Source organism: Hymenobacter convexus (assembly GCF_030580955.1).
Taxonomy (GTDB): Bacteria; Bacteroidota; Bacteroidia; order Cytophagales; family Hymenobacteraceae; genus Hymenobacter.
In genome coordinates this window covers 414,466-435,788 of the sequence record NZ_JAUQON010000003.1, presented here as the reverse complement: position 1 = coordinate 435,788, position 21,323 = coordinate 414,466, and the positions used below count along the sequence as shown (strand labels likewise).

13 protein-coding genes are annotated in these 21,323 nt (G+C 62.1%); 4 read left to right on the top strand and 9 right to left on the bottom strand.

From position 1 onward, the window contains the following. Positions 1-4: 4 nt before the first annotated feature. The 9 genes from Q4S41_RS08525 to Q4S41_RS08485 all read right to left on the bottom strand — a co-directional run bounded on the left by Q4S41_RS08525 (position 5) and on the right by Q4S41_RS08485 (position 16,461). Complete coding sequence (locus Q4S41_RS08525; RefSeq protein ID WP_305030687.1) at positions 5-448, bottom strand: MaoC/PaaZ C-terminal domain-containing protein; 444 nt, start codon at positions 446-448, stop codon at positions 5-7. A 125-nt stretch (positions 449-573) separates the two neighbouring features. Then, positions 574-1,641 carry a Gfo/Idh/MocA family protein gene (locus Q4S41_RS08520; RefSeq protein WP_305030686.1) on the bottom strand — a complete coding sequence of 356 codons (1,068 nt, stop codon included), beginning with the start codon at positions 1,639-1,641 and terminating at the stop codon, positions 574-576. After that, positions 1,634-2,875 (bottom strand): extracellular solute-binding protein, encoded by a 1,242-nt coding sequence (locus tag Q4S41_RS08515; protein ID WP_305030685.1) that lies wholly within the window; start codon positions 2,873-2,875, stop codon positions 1,634-1,636. Before Q4S41_RS08515 ends, Q4S41_RS08520 begins: the two co-directional genes overlap by 8 nt. Next, complete coding sequence (locus tag Q4S41_RS08510) at positions 2,865-5,258, bottom strand: CaiB/BaiF CoA transferase family protein (protein WP_305030684.1); 2,394 nt, start codon at positions 5,256-5,258, stop codon at positions 2,865-2,867. Before Q4S41_RS08510 ends, Q4S41_RS08515 begins: the two co-directional genes overlap by 11 nt. A gap of 40 nt (positions 5,259-5,298) precedes the next feature. Next, a complete protein-coding gene (locus Q4S41_RS08505; RefSeq protein ID WP_305030683.1) occupies positions 5,299-6,456 on the bottom strand; it encodes an ABC transporter substrate-binding protein in 1,158 nt (385 codons plus the stop codon). An 80-nt stretch (positions 6,457-6,536) separates the two neighbouring features. Further along, a complete protein-coding gene (locus Q4S41_RS08500) occupies positions 6,537-9,890 on the bottom strand; it encodes a glycoside hydrolase family 2 TIM barrel-domain containing protein (protein WP_305030682.1) in 3,354 nt (1,117 codons plus the stop codon). A 132-nt stretch (positions 9,891-10,022) separates the two neighbouring features. Continuing rightward, positions 10,023-12,434 carry a beta-galactosidase GalB gene (galB, locus tag Q4S41_RS08495; protein WP_305030681.1) on the bottom strand — a complete coding sequence of 804 codons (2,412 nt, stop codon included), beginning with the start codon at positions 12,432-12,434 and terminating at the stop codon, positions 10,023-10,025. A 78-nt stretch (positions 12,435-12,512) separates the two neighbouring features. Next, a complete protein-coding gene (locus tag Q4S41_RS08490) occupies positions 12,513-13,640 on the bottom strand; it encodes a glycosylase (RefSeq protein WP_305030680.1) in 1,128 nt (375 codons plus the stop codon). Between the two features lie 4 nt (positions 13,641-13,644). Next, complete coding sequence (locus Q4S41_RS08485) at positions 13,645-16,461, bottom strand: family 78 glycoside hydrolase catalytic domain (protein ID WP_305030679.1); 2,817 nt, start codon at positions 16,459-16,461, stop codon at positions 13,645-13,647. Between the two features lie 243 nt (positions 16,462-16,704). Here Q4S41_RS08485 and Q4S41_RS08480 point away from each other — a divergent pair, with 243 nt between their 5' ends. The 4 genes from Q4S41_RS08480 to Q4S41_RS08465 all read left to right on the top strand — a co-directional run bounded on the left by Q4S41_RS08480 (position 16,705) and on the right by Q4S41_RS08465 (position 21,208). Further along, entirely contained in the window at positions 16,705-16,941 is a 237-nt protein-coding gene (locus tag Q4S41_RS08480) for a hypothetical protein (RefSeq protein ID WP_305030678.1), read from the top strand. 58 nt (positions 16,942-16,999) lie between these two features. Further along, complete coding sequence (locus Q4S41_RS08475; protein ID WP_305030677.1) at positions 17,000-18,523, top strand: rhamnogalacturonidase; 1,524 nt, start codon at positions 17,000-17,002, stop codon at positions 18,521-18,523. 132 nt (positions 18,524-18,655) lie between these two features. Then, positions 18,656-19,999: a hypothetical protein gene (locus tag Q4S41_RS08470; protein ID WP_305030676.1), complete on the top strand. Its 1,344-nt coding sequence runs from the start codon at positions 18,656-18,658 to the stop codon at positions 19,997-19,999. 126 nt (positions 20,000-20,125) lie between these two features. After that, the gene (locus tag Q4S41_RS08465; protein ID WP_305030675.1) at positions 20,126-21,208 is read left to right on the top strand and encodes a PKD domain-containing protein; all 1,083 of its coding nucleotides are present in this window, start codon (positions 20,126-20,128) and stop codon (positions 21,206-21,208) included. The last annotated feature ends 115 nt before the right edge of the window (positions 21,209-21,323 follow it).

Below are 21,323 nucleotides of genomic sequence, written 5' to 3'. Positions count from 1 at the left end.
GGAATTAGGCGCGTAATTTCACCACCAGCAAATGGTCGCAGGCTAGCACCACTTCGCCGTGCTCGTTGATGACTTCCACGTGCTCGGTCACGGTGCCGTAGCCGGGCTTTTTGCTTTCTTCCTTGGCCGAAATCGTGACTTCGGAATGGATGGTATTGCCGATGAAAACGGGCTTGATAAAGCGCAGCCGGTCGTAGCCTTTGGAGAAAGCTTCAGGGTTGATTTCAGAAGCCGTGAGGCCGATGCCGATGCTGAAAATCATGGTGCCGTGCGCGATGCGCTGGCCGAAGGGCTGGGTTTTGCACCACTCCGCGTCGAGGTGGTGGGGGAAGAAGTCGCCGGTGTGCCCGGCGTGCACCACGAAGTCGGTTTCGGTGATGGTGCGGCCTAAGGTCACACGCTTTTCACCGATGGTGTAGTCTTCGAAAAAGGTCGATTTGAAGTACATGAGAAGTGTAGCTTGGACTCTGCGAGTCCGAGCGCGAGCCTGGCGAGCATCCGGCGTCCGCAAATGAATAATTGAACCTGGCGCAGATGCTCGCTGCGCGCGCGCTCGGACTCGCAGAGTCCAAGCTACTGTTTGCCGTCGCTCGACGCATAAGCCGCTTCCACCACGGCCATGGTTTTTATCACGTCTTCCACGCTGGTGGGCAGCATGTCGGTTTCGCCGTTTTTGAAGCGCATCAGGCTGCCCATCGTACCCATGAAAGCATCCGGAAACCACGAGCCTTCCAGCGCTACCGTGTGCCAAACCGGCGCTTCCCCTTCCTTCATCAGGCAGTACTCGAACTTGTCGGGCACGCCGTGCGGGTAATTCATCAGCAGGCCCATGCGGGCTTTAATAGCGCCTTTCGTGCCTTCCCACTTGATGAAGCTCTCCTGGTTTTCGGGGCCGAAGGAGTGGTCGTGGTTGGTGTTGATGACGGCGTGCATGGTGGCGCCGTAATCAAACAAAATGGTGGAGCGCGACGACGACAACGCCTTGGCCGGGTGGCGCAAGGTCTTGGCCATTACGCGGCTAGGCTCGCCCAGGAAGCTGCGAATCAGGTCGATGTAATGAATGCTGTGGTACTGAATTTCGAGGCGCGGATGCACCATCACGTGCGGGAACAACTCCCAGGGCGTTTCCAGCGTCACGCGCACTTCCAGGTCGTACAGCTCGCCGATGAGGCCCTGGCGCAGCATCTCGCGGGCGGCGGCCACGTAGGGCGCAAAGCGCAGCTGGCAGTTGATGGCGGCCACCAGGTTTTTGCGGCGGCACACTTCCAGAATTTCCTGGCTTTGCCAGAAGTAGTCGCCCATCGGTTTCTGAATCAGCACGCCGGCGCCGTCGGGCAGCTGGTTGAGGGTTTCCACAAACTGCTCGGGCATGATGGTGATGTCGTACACGGCCTCGGCGGGCGCGTGGGCCACAGCCTCGGCCACCGTGTCGTACACGTGCGGAATGCCCCACGCGGCGGCCAGCTTCTCGGCCCGGGCACGGGTGCGGTTGGTGATGCCGACGACCTCAAAACCGGCCTTGCGGTAGGCCGGCAAGTGCGCGTCGTTCACAATGCCGCCCGCGCCGATAATGACGATGGGCAGCGGCCGCTGCGGGAGCACAGGCAGGTAGGGAATCTCGGTGTTTTCCAGCTTAAACATGGTCGAGCGCGTTAATTTTCTGTTGGCCGGCGGCAAGCAGTTCCGTCACCGGCGCATCGGTGTTGATGGCCTGCCGCACCACCTCGTCGATGATGTCGGCAATGCGGGCCCAGTTGGCCTTGGGCGGCAGGCTTTGGGCCTGCTGGTGCAGCATTTCCAGCTTGTGGTAGTAGGGCACGAGGGCGTTGATTTCGGCGTCGTGCCAGGTGGAGAGGCGGCAGCCGATGCCGCCTTCCAGGGTCAAGAGCCTATCGTTTTCGGGGTGAATGGCGAAGCGCAAAAAATCGTAGGCGACGGTCTTGTAGCGGCTGCCTGCCCCAATGGCGTAGAGCCAGTACACGTTCAGCGAAGCCGACTGCCCACTGGCGCCGTGCGGAATGTGCCCAATGTCGACCCGGCCGCGCACCGGGCAGGCCGCGTCCACGTCGCACACGGCCGCGAAGCCGAACCAGTTCACCATCATCGCCGCTTCGCCCCGCGCAAACGCCTGCCCGGCCGCCACCGACTCGTACTGCATGGTCTGCGGGTGCCCGGCGGACGGGTCGCGCAGCAACTGGCGGTAGAAGGCGAGGCCCTCCGCTGCCGCCGCGCTGTCGATGCGGACGTGGCCCTGCGCATCAACCAGCTGGCCGCCGTGCGTCCAGAGCTGCAGGCAGAAATCGAACACCGTGTTGTGGCCGTCGGGGAAGCCGGCGGCGACGAAGCCGAACAGGTTGTCGGCCGGCCGCTGGAAGAAGCGCGCCACGGTCTGGAAATCTTCCCATGTTTCGGGCACTTGCAGCGGCCGGCCGTGCAGTTGCTGGAAACGAGCTTGCTCTTGCGGGCTCTCAAACAGGTCTTTGCGGTAGATGAGGCACTCCGGCCCGTCGTGAAATGGCAAGCCCATCACGGCATAGCCGACCTGTTGCATCCCGAGCAGCGAAGGACTCCAACCTGTGGGGAAACCCATTGGGGGATTTTGCCGGATGTAGGGCGTTAGGTCTTCGAGCGCGCCGGTGCTGGCGGCTTCGGGCAGCCAGTCGGTGTTAATGTGGGCCACGTCCCAGTTGCCATTCTGCAGGCCCTTATCGGTGAGCAGGCTGGCGTAGAGCTGGTGCAAATCCATGGGCACCATTTCTACGTTCAGTGCGCAGCCGGTTTCCTGGCAAAAACTGGCCCACAGCTTCGCCATAGCGCTTTCGAACGGGCCAAACTGGCGTACGGCAATCCGAAACGGGGGGAGCTCAGGTCTCATGGCGAGTGAATTGAAAGTCAGTTATTTCGCGCAGCAGGGCCGCGTTGTCCTGGCCCAGCTGCGGCGAGCCTTTGGATGAGGTGAGCAGCTCGCCGTCGAGGCGGATGGGGCAGCGCGTGGTGCGGTAAGCGTAGCCGTCGGCCATCGTCACTTCCTGCACCATATTCAGCGCCGCGAAGCCTTCGTGCGCCAGCAGCTTATCCCAGGTCAGCACGTTGGCGCACCAGATGTCGGCGGGCTCCAGGATGGCCAGCCAGGCTTCGGTCGTATTCGTTTTCAGGTGCTCGGCCAGCGTGGCTTTTATCTCGTCGCGCTGGGTGAAGGCTTGTGCGGGTTCTGGGTAATTCAGCAATGATGCGCAGCCCAATAGCTGGCCCAGCTTCGGAATCGAGCCCATGGCCAGGGCTAGGAAACCGTTGCTGGTCTGGTAGATGCCGTAGGGCGCGCCGAGGTAGGCGTGGGCGTTGTTGTGCCGGGTGCGCTGGGGCAGCGCGCCGCCGTCGTTGAAGAAAGTGGTGAGGGTTTCGAACTGAAAATCGAAGGCCGATTCCAGCATGCTCACCTGCACCAGCCCGCCCGCGCCGGTGCGGCCACGGCGCACCAGGCAGGCCAGCAGGCCCTGCGCCAGGTGCGCGCCGGCCAGCATGTCGACGATGGACAAACCCATGGGCACGGGGCCGGCGTCGGCGTTGCCGCTCAGCCAGGTCAGGCCCGACACGGATTGCAGCAGCAGGTCCTGGCCGGGCTTGTCGCGCCAGGGGCCTTCGGTACCGTAGCCGGATATCTCGCCGTATACCACGTTGGGGTTCTGCGCTTTCACGCGGGCATAGTCGAAGCCCAGGCGCTCCATCACGCCGGGGCGGTAGTTGTGCATCACCACGTCGGCGCGGCGCACCAGTTCCCACACCTGCTCGCGGTCGGCGGCATTTTTGAGGTCAACGGCAAAGCTTTCCTTGTTGCGGTTGATGGCGTGAAACACCGACGACTCGCCGTTCATGATGACGTTCGAAGTGTAGAGGTGCCGGCAGATGTCGCCCGTTTCGGGCCGCTCGATTTTGATGACGCGGGCACCGAGGTCGGCCAGGCGCAAGGCGGCGGAAGGACCGGAAAGGAACTGGCTGAAATCGACTACTAGGAGGCCCGCCAGGGGGTTGGCGCCTGCGTCAACCTCACCCTCCGACCCCCTATTCAAAAGAGAGGGGGCGCCGGCTTGTAAGATTGTCGCGGTGGACGTGCCCAACCCAAATTCTGCCCGAATAACATCCGTATCATGCCCTGGCTTCGGTGCAGCTTTAGTCGAGTACAGCTTCTCGCCATCAATCCGAATGGGGCAGCGTGTGGTTGGCAACTGCTGACCATCCGTCAAATTCACAAGCTGCTGCATGCCCAGCACCTCGTAGCCGGGGCTGCTGGTGGCTTGCTGGTAGTTCAGCACCTCGGCACACCAGATGCCCAGTGGCTCCAGCTGCTTCAGCCACTCGGCGGTGGGTTGTTGGCGCAAAGCTGCGGCAAGACGCGCGGTAATGTCGTCGCGGCCATCGAACCAGGAGCTGGCGGTGGGGTAGTCGGCCAGAATGCCCGTGCTCAGTTTGGCGTCGAGTTTATCCAGATTGCCCATGGCAAGGGCTAAGTAGCCGTCCTGGGTTTGGTAGATGCCGTAGGGCGCGCTGAGGTAGGCGTGGGCGGTGCCGCGGGCCGCGCCGCGCTGGGGCAGCTGGCCGCCGTCGTTCAGGTGGGTGGTGAGCAGCTCAAACTGCATGTCGAGCACCGACTCCAACAGGCTTACTTCGACCAGTACGCCCTGGCCGGTTTTGCCACGTTTGAGCAGCGCGGCCAGTAGGCCCTGCGCAAAGTGCGAGCCGCAGATGATGTCGGCCACGGCGATGCCAAAGGGCGTCGGTCCGTCGTCCTGCGTGCCCGATAGATATGTGAGGCCCGACATGGATTGAATCAGCAAATCCTGGCCCGGCTTGGTGGCCCAGGGGCCGGTGGGGCCGTAGCCCGTCACCACGCCGTAGATGATGCGCGGGTTGAGGGCGCGCACGGCGTCGTAATCGAGGCCGATTTTTTCCATGATGCCCGGTCGGAAGTTATGGGTCATCACGTCGGCCTGCGCCAGCAGTTGCTTCACCAAGGCCAGGTCGGCGGGGTTTTTCAGGTCGGCCGCGTACGATTCCTTATTGCGGTTGATGGTGTGGAAAACCAGGCTGCTGCCTTCCACAAACAGGTTTTTGATGGCAATCTGCCGGCCGGCTTCGCCCGTGCCCGGTCGCTCAATTTTAATGACGCGCGCGCCCAGGTCAGCCAGGCGCAAGCCCGCGGAAGGTCCAGCCAGGAACTGGCTGAACTCGATAACCAAAAGGCCGGATAGGGGAAGAGACATAGGGAGGGATTGAATGTAGCGTGGACTCGCAGAGTCCACGCTACATCGTTCTGGATTTTACATACAGCTCGTTCAGCTCGCGCAGCAGCGCCCGCTCATCGCCGCCGTTGAGCAGATACTGGCGCACGGGCTCACCGGCGTGGTCCTGGAAGAACATGTGGCCGTGGTAGCGCGGGCGCAGGAAGGCCCGTTGTAAGGCGGGCAGCGTGGCCGCGAAGTAGTTGCTGGACTGACTGTTCACGTGCTCGTCCTGCCAGGCGGTGAGGTGGCCGGGTTGGCCACCGTTGTCGAAGTACAGGGTTTGCTGGCAGGCGGGCGAGGCGACAAATTCAGCGTAGCGCACGGCGGTTTCAACTTCGGCGCACTTGGCCGAGATGGCCAGACCGGTACCGCCGAGGGTGCTACGCAGGCGCGGGCCGCCGGGCGTCAGGCTCACCATGTCGTGGAAGTGCAGGAGCTTGCGGGCGTAGCCGCGGCGGGCGTAGTTGGAGTAGCCGTAGGCGAAGGGGCAGTAGGCCAGCGCATCGGTCTGCGTCATGGCCTCGTAGGTCTGGATGGGGTTGCGGTGGAAGCAGGCCGATTCTACTTTGCTCGCTAGCTGGTGGAATAGCTGGAGGGCCTGGATACCAATGTCTTCGCTTACTACTTCGTCTTCGCGCTGACACGGGTCTTCGCCCAGCGAGCAGCAGAACATGTAGAAGCTCATCAGCGTGTCGATGGGGATAAGCGAAAAGGCGACCAGGCCGAGGTCGGCCAGGGCCAGCAGGTCGGCAAAGGTTTCGGGGAGGGCCAGGCCGTGCCGGGCCAGCAGGTCGGGGCGGCTGGCGGCTACGGGCGTGGCCGCGTCGATGGGCAGCGCCCACTGGTGGCCGTTGAAGCGGTAGCTCTCGAATGAGTGGCCGACGGTATTGGCTTGCTGGTCGGCCAGGAATTCGGCTGGCAGGTATTCATCCAGGGGCAAAATGGAGCCGGTGCGGGCGGCAAAACCCGCCCACGGGTGGTCAATCACCAGCAAATCAAACCGCTCGGCCAGCTGCTGAATCGACTCGTCGGCAAACTGTTGCAGGGAGCGTTTCTCCCACGTAATGCCGACGTGCGGGTGCAGCTCGGCGAAGCGCTGGGCCGTGGCCGCCATGGGCACGAAGCCCCGGCTGTGATTCCAGGTGATTCCTTTCAGGTGGATGGGTTCGGAGGGCATTATTGGGGACGTTTCTTAATTAAGGCCGTCATGCAGAGCGCAGCGAAGCATCTCGCTCGCTTCGTTGCCGACGTTGGAGGTTACTTCAGCACGCGAGATGCTTCGCTGCGCTCTGCATGACGTTCTGGTTTGAATTGGCTATCGAATCGGATGCTTTGCGCCAGCTTGCTCACATCCTGCTTGCCGCTCACGGGCAGCAGGTAGAAGCTGTAGCTATAGGGCTTCGCGGGCAGCTGGTATTTGTCGATGGGCGCGGCCTGGGCGTCCCAGCTGGTGTTGCCGCCGACGCCCATTTGGGCGAGGTCGATGTTGAGGGTGATGAAGCCGGCGTCTTTCAGCTTGATAGTATGGCGGGCTGTTTGGATGTTTTGCTCGGTGTAGGGCCAGGCGCTCATGCTCAGCAGGCTGTCGGCCACCACGAGCAGGCCGGTATTTTGCTGGTCGGCGAGCTGCATCCAGCGCACGTCGGTGCGGTTGGCGTATTCCATCGGCACCACGTAGGAATCGGCAAACTCGCTGAGTGGCTGGGTGTAGATGCCTGCATCGAAGCCGTAGCGTCGGTCGATGTAGTTTTCCATCGGGCCGCGGCCGTAGTAGCTGATTTGCGTGTCGGTGTGGCGGATGCCCATTTGCATGCCCACGCGCGGAATATTGGGCAGGCCGGCGGCGGGCGTAAGGTCGTAAGCTACGCGCAGCGTGCCGTCGCCGTTCAGGGTGTAGGTCACGCGCACCGTGGTTTTGTCGTCGATGAGCGAGTAGGTGCTCGTGAGGCTGGGGCGGCTGGGCTGCGACTTATCCAGCGTGAGGCTTTGCAGTTTGGGGGCAGCCGTGAACCACTCTTTCAGCTTCTTGTCGGCTTTCCAGCCGCGGCGGTCGTTGTCGGTGAGCGGGCGGGTGAAGTGAGGCAGGAGCGGGGCCGCCAGTTGCTCAATGTTGCCCTGCCGGTAGGAGGTGAGCGCGCCGCTTGTCTTGTCAATGGTTACCTGGAAGTCCTTGCCGCTGAGTACATAAGCCGCCGCTTCATCGCGGATGGCCACGGCCGGATAGGTTTTAGCCGACCTAGGCGCTTCGGCCAAGCCCGTGAGGGCAAATTGGTTGCTGGCCACTTCGTGGCCTTGGTCAGCCCAAGCCGCGGCCTGGGGCAGCGTGAAGGAAATAGTGGCTAAATACTCCGCGCCGGCCTTCCTTTTGGGCAGGTAGGGCTTGAGCGAAATAACCGTGTCGCGTCCGGCCGCCAGCCGCAGGCGGGGCAGCGGTTTGGTCGAAATCACGCGGCCATTTTCGCGCACCACCAAGGCCACGGCGTAGTCGGCCAGCGACTTGCTGGCGTGGCGGTTTTCTACTTTAATCAAGCCCCGGCCGGCATCGGTGAGCGTGCATTCGGCGGGCTGGTACACGCGCTTGCACTCGTAGATGGCGGCGTGCGGCCGGCCATCCGAGGCCACGATGCCCTTGATAGTGAAGTCGTCGTAATACTTCTCCTGAAAGTCGCCCCCGTAGGCGTAGAACGCAGTGCCGGTCGAATCCTTTTTCAGCAAACCCTGGTCCTTAAACTCCCAGATGCAGCCGCCGATGATGCGCTTGGTGCTGCGCCAGATGTCCCAGAATTCCTTCATGTTACCGGTGGCGTTGCCCATGGAGTGGGCATATTCGCAGAAGAAAATGGGGCGGGTGTCGCCGTTTTGCTGGTTGGCCAGCAACTCGGCCGTAAACAGGCCGGGGTACATGCGGCTCACCATGTCCACGTAGGCCTGGTCGCGCGGCACCTGGATGCGGTAGGCGTGGTTTTTGGGGTAGTTCGGGTCGTTGGGGTCGATGTAGCCGTCGAGGTGCGGGTCGCCCATGGCGGGCTCGTAGTGGATGGGCCGGGTAATGTCGAAATCGTGCAGCCAGGCGGCCATTGCGGCGTGGTTGGGCCCGCGGCCACTCTCGTTGCCGAGGCTCCAGAAGATGATGCTGGGATGGTTTTTGTCGCGCAGGGCCATGCGCATGCTGCGCTCCTGGTAGGCGGTGGTCCAGGCCGGGGCGTTGCTGAGTTTGGAGCCCAGGCCGTGGGTTTCGAGGTTGGCTTCGTCGATGACGAGGATGCCGTACTCGTCGCAGAGGTCGTAGAAATACGGGTCGTTGGGGTAGTGGCTGGTGCGGATGCAGTTGAAATTGAACTGCTTGAGCGTGCGCACGTCCTGTCGGATGTCGTCGCGGCTCACGGCCATGCCCTTGGTGGGGTGGTGGTCGTGGCGGTTCACGCCGTAGAGGTAGGTCAGCTTGCCGTTGATGAGCAGTTTGCCGTTGTCTTTCGAAAACTCGATGCTGCGGAAGCCCACTTTGCAGCTCTTGGCTTCCAGCACCGCGCCGGTTTTGTCGGTCAGCGTCAGCACCAGCGTGTAGAGGTTCGGGACCTCGTCGCTCCACTTTAGCGGGTTGCGCACGGTGGTTTCGAGCAGGCCGAACTTGGCGTTGTCGAGGCGGGGGTAGGGCTCGTTGATAATGCTCTCGGCTGTGCGCTGCAAGGGCTGGGGCAGCACGGCCGCGCCCGTTTTGTCGAAGAGCTGGGCCCGCACTTGGTAGCCGGAAATGTCGTTGTTGCCGGTCAGGTTTTCGAGGCGCGGGCGGATGCTCAGCACGGCGTCCCGGTACTGCTTGTCGAGCTTGGCCTGCCAGTGAAAGTCGGCGATGCGCAGCTTGGGCTCTGCCAGCAGCAGCACCTCGCGGAAGATGCCGCTCAGCCGCCAGTGGTCCTGGTCTTCGAGGTAGGAGCCATCCGACCAGCGCATTACCTGCACCGACACCACGTTTTCGCCGCTTTGCAGATACGGCGTCACGTTAAATTCCGACGGCAAACAGCTGTCCTCGCCGTAGCCCAGAAACTTCCCGTTCACCCACACCTTAAACGCCGAACTGACGCCCCCAAAATGCAGCGTTATATTCTGGCTCTGCCACCCGGCCGGCACCGAAAACGTGCGCTGGTACGAGCCCACGCCGTTGTAATCCTGCGGCACAAACGGCGGATTCACCGGCCGAAATGGGTACTTGGCGCTCTTGTAAATGGGCAGGTCGTAGCCGTTCATTTCCCAGTTCGACGGCACGGCCAGCTGCTTCCAGCCGTGCACCCGGCTTTTATAGAAGTCCTTGGGCGCATCGGCCGGCTTTATCGCGAAGTTGAAATCCCATAAGCCATTGAGTGAGAGCAGACGCGGCGTTTTGGTGCGGTCGCCGAGTAAAGCGTCTTTCTCGGTGGGAAAGGAATAAGCCGTAGCGCGGGACTTGTCGCGGTTAAGTTCGGTAATCTGCGGAATTTCCCACGCATCGCCTACGGGGCCAGCGTAGATTTTGGGCGGGTTGGAGACGCCGGGAAAGAAGTACACGCTGGCTTCCTGGGCGTGGGCATTTAAGGCTAAGAAAAAGCCAACCAGAACAATGTAGAGACGCGACACTTCGCGTCTCGGCGTTGCTGATGTTATTTGCGCTGGGCGGTTTTGGCTGTTCAACGCCGAGACGCGAAGTGTCGCGTCTCTACACTGTGCCCGTTTGCCCGATAAGTTTTGAGGAAAAAGCATAGGGCTGAATTAGTTGCTGGTAAGCTTCAGGGCAGTTGGTGCCAAGCCCTCGGACGTGGCTTGAAGCGTGATTTGGCCGCCCTTATCCGTCGTCTGAATAATGGCCAGCGCCATCCCGTTGTAGGCCTTGCGTTCCCGCGCTTTAAATGATTCCATGCTAGCCTGATACCCATTGTCTACGCCCGCCACAAAGCCCGGCCCACTCACCGAAAATTTCACCAGATTAGCCGCGTCAGGCACTAAGTTGCCGGCATTGTCCAGCACCCGCACTGTGATGAAGGCCAAGTCTTTGGCATCGGCGCGCAGCTTGCTGCGGTCAGCGTTTAGCTCGATTTTGGCGGGCGGGCCGGCAGTTTTGATGGTGCTGGTGAGCACGGTTTGGCCGGCTTTGCGCGAGATGGCTTGCAGGGTGCCGGGGGCATAGGGCACGCGCCACATCACGTGCAGGTCGTCGGCGCTTTTCTTTTTAATGCCCAGCGACTTGCCATTCAGGAATAGCTCCACTTCGTCGGCCTGGCTGTAGTAGGCCCACACGTCCACGGTTTGGCCGGGCTTCCAATTCCAGTGGGGCAGCAGGTGCAGCACGGGCTGGGTGGTCCATTCGCTTTGATACAAATAGTAAGCGTCCTTGGGGAAGCCGGCCAGGTCGATGACGCCGAAGTAGGAGCTGCGCGCCGGCCATGGGTAAGGCAGGGGCTCGCCCAGGTAGTCGAAGCCGCTCCACACGAATACCCCGCTGATAAATGGGCTGTTTTTGACGGCACGCCAGGCGGCTTCGTGCGTGGCACCCCAGTAGGGCGCGGCGTGGTCGTAGCTGGAGGCCGTGAAATCGGGGTTGCCGGAGGTGAGCTTGGTTTTGCCATCCTTTGGCCAGATGCGCAGGCTGTCGGAGGGCAGGTCGTAGTGGCCGCGCGTTTCGTAGGCCGCCGCGATTTCCGTGGCCAGAAATTTCTGGCCGGGAAAGCTGCTGGGCAGCTTGGGATATTCGGCGTGCTTATAGTTGAAGCTCAGCACGTCGAGCACGCCGGCCTGACTGATGAAGTTCTTGGCCGGCTCCTGCTCCGTGAGGGCCGAGGTAACGGGCCGGGTGGGGTCGAGGCGCTTCACGGTAGCGGTCAGCTCGCGGGTGAGGCGGGTGCCGGTGCTGTCGAACTGCTCCCGGATTTCATTGCCGATGCTCCACAGAAACACGCTCGGGTGGTTGCGGTCGCGGCGAATCTGGTCCTCCAAATCGCGCCGGTGCCATTGCTTGAAATCGAGGTGGTAATCCTGGCCGTTCTTCTTTTTCTGCCACATGTCGAAGGCCTCGTCCAACACCAGAAAGCCCATTTTATCGCACAAGTCCAGTAGCTCCGGCGCGGGTGGGTTGTGGGCGGTGCGAATGGCGTTGCAGCCCATCGCCTTCAGGATTTCCAGCTGCCGGTCCATAGCCCGCACATTCACGGCCGCACCCAGCGCGCCCAAGTCATGGTGCTGGCACACGCCCTGAATGCGCAGCGGCTGGCCGTTAAGTAGGAAGCCGGTTTGGGTAAACTCACAGGTGCGAACGCCCAGCGACGTTTCGTATTCGTCCTCCGTTATTTTTCCAGCCAGAATGGTGGTTTTCACCCGGTACAGATACGGTTTCGCTACCGACCAAAGCTGCGGGTTTTTGAGGCTGAGCTTTTGGGAGGCCGTGGTGGAAGCCCCCGCCAGTTTCACGCCCGGCGTCAGCTGCCGCGCTACCTCCCGGCCGTTTTGGTCCAGCAGCACGGTTTGCAGGCTTACCATGCGGGGCGCGCCCGTGGCGTTGCGCAGTTGGGTTTGCACGGCCACGGTGGCGGCCTGCGCGCTCACGGTGGGCGTGGTCACGAAGGTGCCCCACTCGTCCACGGCCACCTGGTGGGTAGTCATCAGCCGCACGTTGCGGTAAATGCCGGAGCCGGTGTACCAGCGCGAATCCGGCTGGGCCGAGTTATCGACCCGCACGGCCAGCACATTGGGCTTGCCGGCCGGCTGCAAATAGCGCGTCAGTTCATAGCGGAAGGAGATGTAGCCATTCGGCCGCTGTCCGAGCGAGTAGCCATTGAGCCACACCTCGCTGCGCTTGTACACTCCATCGAACTCGATAAACACGTTGCGTCCCGCCGTGCTCGGCAGCGTAAACGTCTTGCGGTACCAGCCGATGCCGGTGGGCAGACCGCCGCCCTCGGGCTTGGCGGGGTTCTTCTCATCGAATTGGCCCTCAATGCTCCAGTCGTGCGGCAGCGTGAGCTTGCGCCAGGAGGCGTCGCTGAATGCGGCGTCTTTCGCACCGGCCTCGTCGCCGAGGTAGAATTTCCAGCCCTGGTTGAAATCTGCCACCACCCGCGTGCCCGGCTGCGCGCCAAAGATGCTTTGGGCGCTGAGTAACAGGAGCAGGGAAAGGAGCAGGCGAGGCATTGGGTGGGATGTAGCGCGGACTTTTAGTCCGCGAATGTTCGAGGTTGTTATCGTTTACTCGCGGAGTAAAAGTCCGCGCTACTTTGCTTTGGGTTTCTTCACCGGCGGCGCGATAAACGCCACCGTACTCTTGCCCAAATCCTTGGAAGTGGCCACGGCGATGCCGCGCTGGTCGGGCTTGTTCACGGCGCAGTAGTAGTGGTACACCACACCTTTGTATTTCAGCACGAAGGACTTGTGGGCGAATAATTCGTCGTAGGGCTCGGATGGCTCAATCAAATTCGCGCCCGTCCAGTCGGTCCAGTGGGTGAGGTCGTAGGAGCAGGCGAAGCGGTTCACGGCGCCCTTCACGCCGGGGTAAAAGGCGCCGAAATAGAACATCACCCACAGGCTGTTGTCCATTTTCTGCAGGTAGGCGTCGCCGGTGATGCCGGTGTGGTGGTTCAGCACGGGGTTGCGCAGGTACCGTGTCCAGTGCGTCATGTCGTCCGACACGGCCATGCCGATGCGCTCGGCCCCGCGCTTGGCGTTGAGGCTGTCGCCGTTGGCGTTGTAGTACATCACGAAGGGGTGGCCGGTGAGCTTGCTCTTGTCCCACACCACCGAGCTTTTGTAGATGGTGTGGTTCTCCCACCAGCGCACGTCTTTGTCGTCGGGGCGCAGCACGGGCTTGGCCAGGCGCTGCCAGGTGGGCAGGGTGGTGGGGTCCTTGTCCGTCGAGGCCAGGCTGATGGAAAGCACGCCCTTTTCATACCCCCGTGAGTTGCCGCCGAAGTACGATAGCCAGTACTTGCCCTGGTAGGGCTGCCACTCGTAGCTGCCGCCCCACTTGGGGTCTTGCAGGGCCACATAGCCGGCTTTCTGGTTGGTGTCCCAGTCGGTACTATCGGTAAAAGCCAAGATTTTGCCCTTCGTTTCCCAGTGTAGCAGGTCCTTGCTCTGGGCCAGCCAGGTTTCGTAGCCGCGCCCGTCGAAGATGATGTAGGTCATCCACCACTGCCCGTTTTTGCGGAACACGCTGGGGCAGTCCATCTTCTTCTTGTTGTCGTCGGTGACGAGCACCAGACCGTACTTATAAGGCGTTTTCACCTCCTCGTACACCTTCTGCATGGTGGCGGCCGGAACATCTTTGGGCAGCGCTTTTTGCGCCCAAGCCGGTTGGCAAAGGCCGCTAAGCAGCAAGAGAGAAGCAAGTTGAATTTTCATGCAATTACAAGGTTGAACCAACCTCAAAATGGTAAGTCCCCGAACCGGCCCTGATGCGCGCGCGCCCCTCCGCAAAGCCCAGCGATTCTAGCTCCGGGTGCTTCTCCAGTGGCTGTCCGCCTTCTGTGACGCGCGCCGACGCGGGGGCCGGCAGGTAAATGGTGGCCGTGGTATTGGCCGGAATCGTGACCGTGAGCTCGAAGCTGCTGGCGGATTTTTTCCAGTCCGTAGCAATGAGGCCGTAGGGCGACAGGTGGCTGGTTTTGGCGCTGGTCACGTCGCCCACCGGCTCGGGCCGGATGTCGATTCTGTTGAAAGCCACCGACCCGTCAGCCGGCCGAATACCTGCCAGGCCGCTATAAAACCACTCCGTTAAATGCCCCAGCATGAGGTGGTTGTTCGACACCGTGGGCAGTGCGGCCCACGATTCGGTGAGGGCCGTGGCGCCGTGGGCCAGCTGGTAGCCGTAGCCGGGCACGTCGGCGCGGTTGTTCATCGCAAAAATGACGTCGGAGCGGCCCGCGTCTTCCAGCACGCGTAGCAGGTAGCGGTAGCCGATGTCGCCGGCGGTCAGGGCGTTGTCGCGGGTGCGCAGGTCCTGCACGATGTTTTCCACCACTGCCGCCTTGTCGGCGGGCGCGACCAGACCCATGTACACGGCCATGGCGTTGGCCGTCTGGCTGCCGGTGGCGTACTGCTTGGTTTGAGGGTTGAAAAATTTCGCGTTGAAGGCGGTTTTTACTTCCGTGCCGAGCTTTTCGTAGGCCGAAGCTTCATCGTTTTTACCCAACAGGCGGGCAATCTGGGCCAAGATGGTGAGGTCATAATAATAAGTGGCCGTGCCGGTTACGCCCATCGGCGTGAGCTGCGAAACGCCCGGCGGCTTGGGGCCGAGGTCGTACCAATCGCCCAGGCCCTGCGCGAGCATGTGGCCCTGCGCCTTGGTGCCGAGGTAGGCCACGTAGCGCCGCATCATGTCGTAGTTCTCGGCCAGCACCTGGCGGTCGCCGTACCACTGGTACACGTACCAAGGCAGGATAATGCTGGCGCTGCCCCACTCCGGCGAGTCGCGAAACATGTCGCCGCCCCACTCAAACTTCACAAACTCCGGTGCAATTTCCGGCACCAATCCGTCGGCCGTTTGCGAGGCGCGCATATCGGCCAAAGTCTTGCGGCAGAGCGTGGCCATGTCGTAGCCGTAGCGCAGCGAGCCGCCCATGAGGTGGGTTTGTTCCAGCCAGCCCAGCTTCTCGCGGTGCGGACAGTCGGTCATCACGCTGGCCAGGTTGCTTTTGATGGCCCAGTCAATCAGCGTATTCGTGCGGTTGAGCAAGTCGTTGGAGCACGAAAACGAGCCCGCGCTGGCCGCCGAGTTGCGGGTGTGCAGCGCTGTCAGATTCAGAATTTCGGGCCGGTTTTTCGGGTTGGGCTGGCCTTTGGGCGCGCCACCTTCCACCTGCGCGTAGCGGAAGCCATAGTAAGTGAAGCGGGGCCGCCAGGTTTCCACACCGCTGCCTTTCAGGATGTAAGTGAAATAGAAGCCGCGTCCGGTGTTCTTCTGGGTCACCGTTTTGTCGGCCCCCAGCAACTCGGCCGGCGTAATGCGCACCGTGTCGCCGCGTTGGCCTTTCACCTGGATTTCGATGATGCCCGAGGCATTTTGCCCGAAGTCGTACACCCACTTGCCGGGCTGAGCTTGCGTTGTGCTTTGGGCCTTGAATGTATCGAAAACCCGTAGCGGCTCCTGCTCCTGCGCCACCAGCTGCGGCGGTCCATCCACGGCCACCACGGGCCGCCAGCTCTTATCCTGAAAAGCAGCCGTGGCCCAGCCGGCCTGCTCCAGCGTGGCGTTGTAATCCTCGCCGCCGTAGATGCTGGAAAAGGTGACCGGGCCGGCGGCGGTGCGCCAAGTGGGGTCGCTCACCACGTCTTCGTGCGAGCCGTCGGCGTACGTCAGGGCCAGCCGGCAAATCAGCTTCGGGTGCCCAAAAGCCGACTTTAATTTCCGGTAACGCTCCTTCACCGCCGGCACGTAGTAGAAGCCATTGCCAAGCATGACGCCCAGTGCGTTGGGGCCGCTTTTGACCAGGTTTGTTACGTCAAATGTTACGTACTGGGCGTGCTGGTCGTACTTCGTCCAGCCGGGGTCGAGGAAGTGGTTGCCGATTTTCTGGCCGTTCAAATAGGCTTCAAACTGCCCCAGGCCGCTGATGAAAAGAGTGGCCTTGGTGGGTTGCTTTTTGGGGGTGAAGGGCTTGCGCAGCAGCGGCAGGACGTTGTTGTCGCGGTAGGTGTCCTTGGCCCCGTCCACGGGCAGCACGGTCACGCGCTCGGCGGGCAGCTGGTCGTAGGCTATCCAACGGGCGCCTTGCCAGTCGGCTTTGCCAAACAGGCCCATTTGCCATTCCCCGCTAGCCGACCACTCCGAAATGCCGCTCCCGTTGTCCCAGGTTTTTACTTTCCAATAATACGAGCGGGCGGGCTGCAGGGCGCTCCCCGCGTAGCTCACCTGGATAGAGGCGTCCGACTGGACTTTGCCGGAATCCCAGGCGTTGCCAATGTTCTGGTCGAGGCCTTTGCGGCTGTCCGACACCAGAATCCGATACGCGGTTTGCCGGACGTTGCGGCGGCTGGAGCGCAGCTCCCAGCTCAGGGCAGGCGTGCGGGTTTGCACGCCCAGCGGGTGCGCCTGATACGCACATTTCAGGTTAGCCACGGTCAGTTTCTGGGCGGCGGCCGGATGGTAAATCAGTACAATGAGCGTGAGCAGAACGGCGGCGGCAGGCGAAGGCGGGAAGGAAAGAAAAGACCTTATTTTCATTGCCTTGAATGTCGCTGCGACGGGGCTGGGCTGGGAGTGGATACGCGACTGGGAAAGTGGAATCGGCCTTCTCAGGCCATTGACAAATGTATTATTTAGGCTCGCCAGGCCCGTGCTGGGCGTTGGCATCTTGTTGTAGGATGTTAGCATGCGCCTCTGGGTAGCTACTGTCGAGTTTTTTCCAACCCTAGGGGCAGACACCCCGTTAAGCGGCTAATCAATGCGCATGGCGCCGGAAGAATTATGAAGGAGAAAGTTGCCGCCATCGCCGGAGCCCTCATTGCCGGCTTGGTGCTCGGGGCCTGCCAGGATAAACCCTCGCCGCCCGCCGCCACGGAAGCCCTCGCTCCGGTGGCCGACACCACGGCCGATACCCTCAAGCGGACGCGGGTGCCGGGCCAGCCGGTGCCCTTCGTGGCTCCCACCAAGATTGGGCGGATTCTGGGCGAGCGCAGCCCTTCGCCGCCCGCCAGCCGCTAAGCCGGCCGTCAGCACAGTACAGGAAGGTTGCGACGTGAGAAAGCTGGTGCTTGCGCCCATGCTGTACCGCGCCGCTTTCCTGTTCCTTCTGTTGCTGAATTGCTTTCGAAATGCCGAAGCGGCCCCGTTCGCTGGCGGCTTCAGCGTCCGCGACTTTGGGGCGAAGGGCGACAGCGCAAGCCTCGACAGCGACGCCATCAACCGGGCCATTGCGGCGGCGGCCAGGGCGGGCGGGGGCACCGTGTATTTCCCGGCCGGCACCTACCGCAGCTATTCCATTCGGCTGCAAAGCCACATTTCGCTCTACCTCGACCAGGGCGCCGTGCTGCTGGCCGCCGCGCCCGTGGGCGCCACCGGCTACGATGCGCCGGAGCCGGCCGACAACGACCAGTTCCAGGATTTCGGCCACAGCCACTGGCACAACAGCCTGATTTGGGGCGAGCGGCTGGTGGATATTTCCATCCTCGGGCCGGGCACCATCTACGGGCAGGGCCTCACGCGGGAAGGGCCGCACCAAGCGCCCGTCGGCAACAAAGCCATTGCCCTGAAACTGTGCCGCAACGTGATGCTCAAGGATTTCACCGTGCGGCAGGGGGGGCATTTCGCTCTGCTGGCCACCGGCGTCGATAACCTGACCATTGACAACCTTAAGCTCGACACCAACCGCGACGGCCTCGACATCGACGGCTGCCAGAACGTGCGGGTGAGCAACTGCACCGTCAATTCGCCCTGGGACGACGCCATTTGCCTGAAAAGCTCCTTCGCCCTCGGCTACGCGCGCCTCACCGAAAACGTCACCATCACCAACTGCCAGGTGAGCGGCTTCGACCGCGGCAGCCTGCTCGACGGCACCTACCGGCGCAACGAGGCCGCCCTCGTGCCTGACCACGAAGGCCCCACCGGCCGCATCAAGTTCGGCACCGAATCGAACGGCGGTTTTCGGAACATTGCCATCAGCAACTGCGTGTTCACCTACTGCCGCGGCCTGGCCCTCGAAACCGTGGACGGCGGCCTGCTCGAAGACGTGACCATCAGCAACATCACGATGCGCGACGTCACGAACTCGCCTATTTTCCTACGCCTGAGCAGCCGCTTGCGGGCCCCGGCCGGCACCGCTACGGGGCGGCTGCGCCGCATCAACATCAGCAATGTCACGGTGTATAATGCCGACGCGCGCTTTGCCACGCTTATCAGCGGCGTGCCCGGCCACCCCATCGAAGACGTACGCCTGAGCAACATCAGTATCTGGTACCGGCCGCTCGATGCAGCCTCGGCCGCTGCCATTCAGAATGACTTGCCCGAAGACGAAAAAGGCTACCCCGAACCCCAGAAGCTGGGCGTGGGCCCGGCCTATGGCTTCTACATCCGCCACGCCAGAAACATTGAGCTGAACGACGTGAACATCCACCTGCTGGGCGCCGAAACCCGCCCCGCGCTCATGCTGACCGACGTGGACGGGGCTAGCCTGCGAAACGTAGCAGCCGACAAGGCCGGGGCCGCGCCATTGCTGGTACTGAAGGGCGTGCGCAGGCTTGAGGTGAGTGCGAGTGAAGCGCTGAAAAAGTCCACCAGAACGCTGTAGAGACGCGACACTTCGCGTCTCCTCGTTGAACGGCCAGGGCCGCACACCGCCGTGCGGTAATAACAACATCAGCAACGAGGAGACGCGAAGTGTCGCGTCTCTACAGCGTTCAATCCTTTCCCAATCCCACCCATGAAACACGCTTTAATCCTTGCGAGCCTCCTCTTCGCCACCGCTGCCCACGCCCAAATCGGCCGGCGCTTTCCTGCTGAAAAAAAGACCGTCAAAGACCCCGTGACGGGTACGGAACTCACTTTCCTCACCAGTACGCCGGCCGGCGATTCCAAAATCTACCAAACCCACAACCAATGGACTTCGGACCTGCAATGGCTCATCTTCCGCTCGAACCGGGCCCGGAACGAGGCGCTGGCGGTGAATGAGAAAACCGGCGACATCGTGCAGGTGAGCGAGGGCGGCTACACCGGTATGCTGAATGTGGCCCGCAAAACCATGAAGCTGTATTTCATGCGCGACCTGCCCGGCGCCAGCAAGGAAAAACCGGTCGGTGTGCAGATTATAGAAGTTGACCTCGCCAAAGTGTTTGCCGACAGCAAGGCCGGCCACATGCAGCCCGCCAGCGTCTACCAGCGCATCTGCGGCACCACGCCGCCGGAACTGCAGGCCGGCGGCGACATGGCCCTCGATGGCGACGAAACCTGGGCATACTTCCGCGTGGGCAAGGACGAAGCCGCCCGCCACCTCGCGCCCGGCACCAGGCTGGAAACCGAGTTCGGCCCGCGCCATATGGGCGCGGGCCCGGCCGGCATCGCGGCCATGAACGTGCAGACCGGCGCTATCAAATACGTGGTATCGGTACCGTTTCAGATTGGGCACATCCAGACCAACCCCTGGGTGCCGGGCGAAATTGTGTTCTGCTGGGAAACGGGCGGGAAGTCGCCCCAGCGGACCTGGACCGTGGAGGCCGACGGCAGCGGCCTGCGGCCCCTCTACCCCGAAGCCGAATACGAGTGGGTGACGCACGAGGCCGTGATTACCAAGGACGAAACCGCTTTTGCCATCATGGGTCACCGCCCTATTCCGGCCGTGGCCAAAGACGTGGCCCCCGGCACGCCCGTGAGCGGCGCCAACCCCGGCCAGGAGGCCGCCTGGGGCCCCTCCGGCACCCGCGAAAAGCCGACGGGCCTGGCCATCGTCAACCACCGCACCCGCGAAATGACCATCGTGGGCCAGACGCCCAGCGGCAGCGGCCTCTGGCACGTCAGCGGCTCGGCTGATGGCCGCTGGGCGGTAGGGGATGACTTTGCCCGCAACATCTACTTGATAGACCGGCACAACCACGAAATGCTGCTGCTCAGCACCGGCCACAAAACCACCGCCGCCGACCACCCGCACCCCACCATGAGTCCGGACGGCACGCGCATTGAGATTCAATCGGCCATGCTTTCGAGTGATGGGAAGAGCATGAATATCTGCGTCATCCCGGTGCCGGCGGCGTGGCTGAAACGGAAGTATTAGGGTTATTCTGAACGTAAAAAGAACGTCATGCTGAGCGCAGCCGAAGCATCTCGCGTGCAGCACTAATTAATGATGAAACAACGATTGAATTACTACCCCACGCGAGATGCTTCGGCTGCGCTCAGCATGACGTGCTATAGTCGAAGCATCGCCCTCGTCCTTTCCCTTTGCATCCTCATTCCCGCCGCGCACGCCCAGGAAGACCGGGGCTTCAAAGTCTACCAGTTTCCGGCCAATATGATACCGCGCATCGACGGCAAGGCCGACGACTGGGCTACGTTTCCGAAGGAATACATCGTGGGCACCGACCAGCTGCGCGACGACTCCGGCCACTACCCCAAGGCCGACTCCACTAACCTTGCCGTGCAGGTGCGCGTGGCCTGGGTGGCGGGGCTCAACCGCCTCTATTTTCTCTACGAAGCCTACGACAACTACTGGGATTTCAGCCTGCCGGGTCTGCACAACGACACCTTCGAAATCGTGGTGGACGGCGACCTTTCCGGCGGCCCGCTCATCGCCGAGCAGCACCCCAACCCGGACCTGCCGCTGATGGAGCGCTACTTCGCCTTCCACGGCGTGCACGCGCAGAACTACCACATTTTCATGCCCGCCGAGGGCAAAGACTGGGCGCTGGCCTGGGGCGCGCAGCCCTGGATTAAAAAGCTGCCCTATTCCAACATTGCCTACAGCTACGACTTCCGGCCCGGCCAATCCGGCAAGCTCACGGCCGAGTTCTGGATTACGCCCTTCGACTACGCCGGGGCCGAAGGACCAGCCCGCGCCGTGGAATCGGTGCTGACGGAGGGCAAGAAAATCGGCCTCACCTGGGCCGTGATTGACTACGACGACGTGGCCGACGAAAGCAAAAAAGGCTTCTGGAATCTGTCGAAAAACCACAAGATGTACGGCAATTCTAGCCTGGGCACCGTCTTCACGCTGCTGCCGCTGGCCGCCCAGTACCTGCCGAAACTGGCGGCCCAATGGTCATTTCAAGTTACGGACATGGCCCGCCGCCAGGTCACGTTTCTGGACGAAAGCCGGGGCCCCATCAAGCGCTGGCACTGGGATTTCGGCGACGGCACGACTTCCACCGAACAAAGCCCGGTGCACCGCTACAAAGACGCCGGCAAATACATCGTGGTGCTGGATGTAGACGGCCCGGCCGGCAAAGCGCGCATGGCCAAGGTATGGGACGTGGCGGTGCAGTGAGGCCATCCCAAACGCAGTGGATGGGGCGCTGAGTAGCAAAATAGCCGGCTCGGGCTATGCAGCAATGGCCTGGGCACAAGCGGAAAATTATTTTTTCTATCACAAACGATTGTTA